Genomic DNA, 6269 nt, shown 5'->3' with positions numbered 1-6269 from the left:
CAGTTGCGACGCGCTTCAGCGCTCTGTCGCGAGGTGGCGTATATTACGCTTTCCTCTTTCAGAGTCAACCCTGAATTTCAGGATTTTTCTCTTCAACCGGACCGGCTGTTTGTGTGAAGTGATTCACATCCGCCGTGTCGATGGAGGCGCATTATAGGGAGTTCCCGAGCATCCGCAATAGAAAAATTGCAGAAAAATGTCTGACTGCTGCATTCCCCAGCAAAACCCCGCCTTATACCCTTTTACACACAGAGTTATCCACAAAGATGGCGATCTTTGCGTAGATCGTTCCTGCAATAAAGGATCTTCAACAATGGGAAAAGCGATGTCGAAATCGAAAAAGAAAAATTCGCGAGCGTTGCGCAAACGTTTTCGTTACAATGCCCCCGCAAAACAAGGATGCCCCATAAGGGGCGTTAGCTAAGTTTTTCGAGAAAGATTCAGCTAACGCTCTCTGTAATAGTCAAATCCAGGGGATTTACCATGCAACAACGTCGTCCAGTCCGCCGCGCTCTGCTCAGTGTTTCTGACAAGGCCGGTATCATCGAATTCGCCCAGGCACTTTCCGCACGTGGTGTGGAGCTGCTGTCGACAGGGGGCACTGCCCGTCTGTTAGCAGATAAAGGTCTGCCGGTGACCGAAGTTTCCGATTACACCGGTTTCCCGGAAATGATGGATGGACGCGTGAAGACCCTGCATCCGAAAGTCCACGGCGGCATTCTTGGCCGTCGCGGTCAGGATGATGGCATTATGGAACAACACGGTATCGCGCCTATTGATATGGTTGTGGTGAACCTGTATCCGTTCGCCCAGACCGTAGCCCGTGAAGGCTGCTCGCTGGAAGACGCGGTTGAAAACATTGATATTGGTGGTCCGACCATGGTGCGCTCCGCCGCCAAGAATCATAAAGATGTCGCCATTGTGGTAAAGAGCAGCGACTACAACGCCATCATTAACGAAATGGATGCCAACGAAGGGTCACTGACCCTGAAGACGCGTTTCGACCTCGCCATCAAAGCCTTCGAACACACCGCCGCGTACGACAGTATGATTGCCAACTACTTTGGCAGTATGGTTCCGGCCTACCACGGCGAGAGTAAAGACGCCGCCGGTCGTTTCCCGCGTACCCTGAACCTGAACTTTATTAAAAAACAGGATATGCGTTACGGTGAGAACAGCCACCAGCAGGCCGCCTTCTATATAGAAGAAGAGATAAAAGAAGCGTCGGTCGCCACCGCTCAGCAGGTTCAGGGCAAAGCGCTTTCTTATAACAATATTGCCGACACCGACGCTGCGCTGGAATGTGTGAAAGAATTCAGCGAGCCGGCCTGCGTTATCGTTAAGCACGCCAACCCATGCGGCGTTGCCGTAAGCACCTCTATTCTGGACGCTTACGATCGCGCCTATAAAACCGATCCGACCTCCGCGTTCGGCGGCATTATCGCCTTCAACCGCGAGCTGGATGCTGAAACTGCTCAGGCCATCATCTCCCGCCAGTTTGTTGAAGTGATCATCGCGCCATCGGCCTCTGCAGAAGCGCTGAAAATCACTTCTGCCAAACAGAACGTGCGCGTGCTGGTTTGCGGCCAGTGGGCAGAACGCGTGCCGGGTCTGGACTTCAAACGCGTAAACGGCGGTCTGCTGGTTCAGGATCGCGATCTGGGCATGGTGACGGAAGCCGACCTGCGCGTGGTGACCAGACGTCAGCCGAGTGAGCAGGAACTACGTGACGCGCTGTTCTGCTGGAAAGTGGCGAAGTTCGTGAAGTCTAACGCCATTGTTTATGCGAAAGAGAATATGACTATCGGCATTGGCGCAGGCCAGATGAGCCGCGTTTATTCCGCGAAAATCGCCGGGATTAAAGCAGGCGATGAAGGTCTGGAAGTCAAAGGTTCTGCAATGGCTTCTGACGCCTTCTTCCCGTTCCGCGATGGTATTGACGCCGCTGCCGCCGTGGGTGTGAGCTGCGTGATCCAGCCTGGCGGTTCTATCCGCGATGATGAAGTGATTGCCGCCGCCGACGAGCACGGTATCGCGATGATCTTCACCGACATGCGCCACTTCCGCCATTAATGGAGCAACAGATGAAAGTATTAGTGATTGGCAACGGCGGGCGCGAGCACGCGCTGGCGTGGAAAGCCGCTCAGTCGCCAAAAGTCGAAACCGTCTATGTTGCGCCGGGTAACGCCGGTACCGCGCTGGAACCCACGCTGCAGAATGTGGCAATCAGCGCTACCGATATTCCGGCGCTGCTGAATTTCGCCCAAAGCGAGAAGATCGATCTCACCATCGTCGGGCCGGAAGCGCCGTTAGTGATGGGGGTGGTGGATACCTTCCGCGCCGCGGGTCTGAAAATCTTCGGGCCAACCGAAGGCGCCGCGCAGCTCGAAGGCTCCAAAGCCTTCACCAAAGATTTTCTCGCTCGTCATCACATCCCGACGGCGGAATACCAGAACTTCACCGACGTGGAGCCTGCTCTGGCTTACTTACGTGAAAAAGGCGCGCCAATTGTCATCAAGGCCGACGGTCTGGCCGCCGGGAAAGGCGTGATTGTTGCGATGACGCTCGAAGAGGCGGAAGCCGCGGTTCAGGATATGCTGGCAGGCAACGCTTTTGGCGACGCGGGTCACCGCATAGTAATCGAGGAATTTCTCGACGGGGAAGAAGCCAGCTTTATCGTGATGGTGGACGGCGAGCATGTACTGCCGATGGCAACCAGTCAGGATCATAAGCGCGTGGGCGATGGCGATACCGGCCTGAACACTGGCGGAATGGGTGCCTACTCGCCCGCGCCAGTGGTTACCGACGACGTTCATCAGCGCACCATGGAACGCATTATCTGGCCAACCGTAAAAGGGATGGCGGCGGAAGGCAATACGTATACCGGTTTCTTGTATGCGGGGCTGATGATCGACAAGCAGGGTAACCCGAAGGTCATTGAATTCAACTGCCGCTTTGGCGATCCGGAAACCCAGCCTATCATGCTGCGCATGAAGTCCGATCTGGTTGAACTGTGTCTGGCGGCCTGCGAAGGCAAACTGGACGCACAAAAATCCGAATGGGATAAGCGCGCTTCACTGGGCGTGGTGATGGCCGCGGGCGGATACCCGGGTGACTACCGCAACGGCGATGTGATCCACGGCCTGCCGCTGGAAGACGTGGCGGACGGTAAAGTCTTCCACGCCGGTACAAAACTGGCTGATGACGAGCAGGTCGTCACCAGTGGTGGTCGCGTTCTGTGCGTCACCGCGCTCGGTGACACCGTTGCCGAAGCCCAGAAACGGGCGTATGCCTTAATGACCGACATCCGCTGGGACGACTGCTTCTGCCGTCACGACATCGGCTGGCGCGCCATTGAACGCGAGCAAAACTAACGCGACAGTTTTGCAAGCAGCGTTTTACGCGTAATCCCTAACTGACGGGCGGCTTCCGTTTTGTTGCCGCCCGTTTTTTCAAGCGCCGCCAGAATCACCTCTTTTTCAACCTCCACCAGCGGCTGAATGGTTTGCTCCTGCACAAGCGGGATCGGCTGTCCCGCAATCGTCAGCGGCAATTCACGTTCTGAAATGTACTCTCCCGTCAGCAACACCACGGCACGCTCAATGGCGTTTTCCAGTTCGCGGATATTCCCCGGCCAGGCGTAATGAATCAGCAGATCCATCGCCTGTGGCGTAAAGCCTTTCACCGCTTTGCGGTTACGTGCCGCAAAACGCTGAAGAAAATGTTCGGCTAACAGCGGAATGTCTTCCCGACGCTGACGCAGGGACGGCATTTCGATGGTTACCACGTTCAGCCGGTAGTAGAGATCCTGACGAAAGCGCCCGGCGCTGACTTCCTGCGCCAGATCCCGATGGGTGGCGGCGATCAGACGTACGTCAACCGTGAGCGTCTGGTTGCTGCCTACCCGCTGCACTTCACGCTCCTGGATTGCCCGCAGCAGACGCACCTGCATCATGGGCGAGATATCGCCGATCTCATCCAGAAACAGTGTACCGCCGTCGGCTTCGACAAAGCGGCCCTCGCGACGCTTGTCGGCGCCGGTAAACGCCCCCTTTTCATGCCCGAACAGTTCGGATTCCAGCAGGGACTCATTGAGCGCCGCACAGTTCAGCGTGACCAGCGGCTTGTCGCTGCGCGCGCTGCTGGCATGGAGCGCGCGCGCGACCAGCTCTTTGCCGGTACCGGAGTCACCATGAATCAGCACCGTCGCGTCGGATGGGGCAACCATTGCGATTTCGCTCAACAGCTGCTGCATCGCCGGGCTTTTTCCCACCATACCGAACTGGCTGGCGGAAACGGACGGCAGATCGCCTGGCACCTCCTGCGCATGGGCCAGCGATTTCTCCAGCGTCTCCTGTAGGCGGTCAAAATCCAGCGGTTTGATCAGGTAATCCAGCGCCCCAGTTTTTAACGCTTCCACCGCCGTCTCGACGCTGGAAAACGCCGTCATGATCAGTACCGGAATTGCCGGGTTAAGCGCTTTAATCTCTTTGAGCGTCTCAATACCATCCAGTTCCGCCATGCGCACATCGCACAATACCAGGTCAAAGACATGCTCGCGTATCTTCTCCAGCGCCGCCCGCCCGCTGTATGCCAGCGCGACGTTATAGCCCCAGCCGCGAAGCAGCGCCTGTAATATCGTGCAGTGGCTGACATCATCATCTACCACCAGAATGTCGATCGTTTCGCCCGTCATCCTTGTACTTCCTTCTGTTTTGCTTTTACCGGCAGCCAGAGGGTAAAGATAGCGCCTTTGCCCGCCGGGCTTTCTGCCTTGATCGTCCCACCATGCTGTTCAATGATGTTTTGCACTACCGCCAGGCCCAGCCCGGTGCCTTCGGCTTTTGTGGTGTAGTAAGGGGTAAAAATCGTCTCCAGCTGTTCCGGCGCAATCCCCTTCCCGCTGTCTGCAACGACAATCTTAACGCGATCGGCACCGCTCATGCTTATATCGACGTTAATCGTACCTTGCCTGTCGATGGCGTGTATCGCGTTCAGGTAAAGGTTTAACAACACCTGCGTCAACCTGTCCGGATCGGCCTGGATAAGCGGCAGGGCCGCATTGGGCGTAAACCGCAATTCAATAGCCCGACTCTGCGCGTCCTGGCTCACCAACTGAAGCGAATGGGTAATGACCGTATTGAGATCTACCGGCTGGAGCGTCAAATGAGCGGGCTTCACCAGCTCAAGTAGCTCGCTGACGACCCGGTTTAACCGGTCGGCCTCTTTCGCCATCACCTGCGCCAGCGCGTGCGCTTCACCGCCCGCCGGGGCGCGCTCGGCGAAATACCGCGCCAGCCCTTTAATGGATGACAGCGGATTGCGGATTTCATGCGCCACCCCCGCCGCCAGATGCCCAAGCGCCAGCAGTTTTTCCTGCCGGTTCATTTCGTCCTGAAGCAGTTGTCGCGAACGGAGATACCGCCGGTACCAGAAAAAGGCCATCAACGTCGCCAACAGCACTGTCGTTAAGGCGAAAAGTATGATCAGCATATTGCGCCACTCACGCGCCTGGGTGGTGGCTAACTCACTGGCGTCAAAGGCGATGAAAATCGTCTGCGGCGTGGAAGAGATTCCGGCATTGCGCCCCTCGCAACGCGGCATGGCGCCCATGCCGTGTCGACCCGGCGAATGTAGTGGCTGGAACTGGCGGTAAATCTCCAGTGCGGGAACGGTTTCCCCCTGTTCATCCACGGCGTCAACAGAACGCCAGCGCGCGTCCTCACCAGGTTGCAAACGCTGTATCTCATCTGCCGCGTAAAGGGTTCCGCCCACCCGCGCAGGATCGCTGTGCATCAGGATATTTCCCTGCGCGTCCGTGACCGCAAACCAAAGCACGCCAGGCTGCCCTGCCATCTCTTCCAACAGGGTCTGCTGCTGGGCGTGATGCATGCGCATCCCCATCCCGACGCGCGTGCCCGACTCCAGCGCGCGAATCAGCACGCCGCCTTTTTCCAGTAGCGTCTGACGTGCAGAGTCACTTTCCCGGCCATAATCACGGATCACCGCGGCGGCGAATAGCCCGACCAGAATCAGAATGGCGACGGGCAGCATGCCGCTGAGCCATTTCGTAACCGTATCCTTGTGGTGTCGCATAATCCCCTTCGCTTTCACCCGTTATTAATCTCTCCCGATTCAGCAGAAATCATGCCACTTTTTACCGCGCATATCCCTGTTCAGGCACTCAACCCCGGCCCGAAACGAGTAAAAATGACGCGCGGGGTTATTCCGGCGGGTCATTTTTACTCGCTTTTTCGTGAGCGCGCTGA

4 protein-coding genes are annotated in these 6269 nt (G+C 56.9%); 2 read left to right on the top strand and 2 right to left on the bottom strand.

Annotation, left to right across the window (positions count from 1 at the left end):
* Nucleotides 1-483: 483 nt before the first annotated feature.
* Together purH and purD are read left to right on the top strand one after the other, a co-directional pair.
* Complete coding sequence (gene purH, locus APU02_RS04235; protein ID WP_060569364.1) at nucleotides 484-2073, top strand: bifunctional phosphoribosylaminoimidazolecarboxamide formyltransferase/IMP cyclohydrolase; 1590 nt, start codon at nucleotides 484-486, stop codon at nucleotides 2071-2073.
* 11 nt (nucleotides 2074-2084) lie between these two features.
* Nucleotides 2085-3374, top strand: a complete 1290-nt coding sequence (gene purD / locus APU02_RS04230) for a phosphoribosylamine--glycine ligase (protein WP_042292988.1) — start codon at nucleotides 2085-2087, stop codon at nucleotides 3372-3374.
* Here purD and zraR read toward each other — a convergent pair.
* Both zraR and zraS read right to left on the bottom strand, forming a co-directional pair.
* Nucleotides 3371-4696: a sigma-54-dependent response regulator transcription factor ZraR gene (gene zraR, locus APU02_RS04225; RefSeq protein ID WP_060569363.1), complete on the bottom strand. Its 1326-nt coding sequence runs from the start codon at nucleotides 4694-4696 to the stop codon at nucleotides 3371-3373. The two genes, purD and zraR, sit on opposite strands and share 4 nt — an antisense overlap.
* Nucleotides 4693-6096 (bottom strand): two-component system sensor histidine kinase ZraS, encoded by a 1404-nt coding sequence (gene zraS / locus APU02_RS04220; RefSeq protein ID WP_060569362.1) that lies wholly within the window; start codon nucleotides 6094-6096, stop codon nucleotides 4693-4695. Before zraS ends, zraR begins: the two co-directional genes overlap by 4 nt.
* Nucleotides 6097-6269 lie beyond the last annotated feature (173 nt).

The organism is Citrobacter sp. 50677481, from assembly GCF_001463265.1.
In the GTDB taxonomy this organism is placed as follows: Bacteria; Pseudomonadota; Gammaproteobacteria; order Enterobacterales; family Enterobacteriaceae; genus Citrobacter_A; species Citrobacter_A sedlakii.
This window is presented reverse-complemented; position numbering and strand designations above follow the sequence as displayed.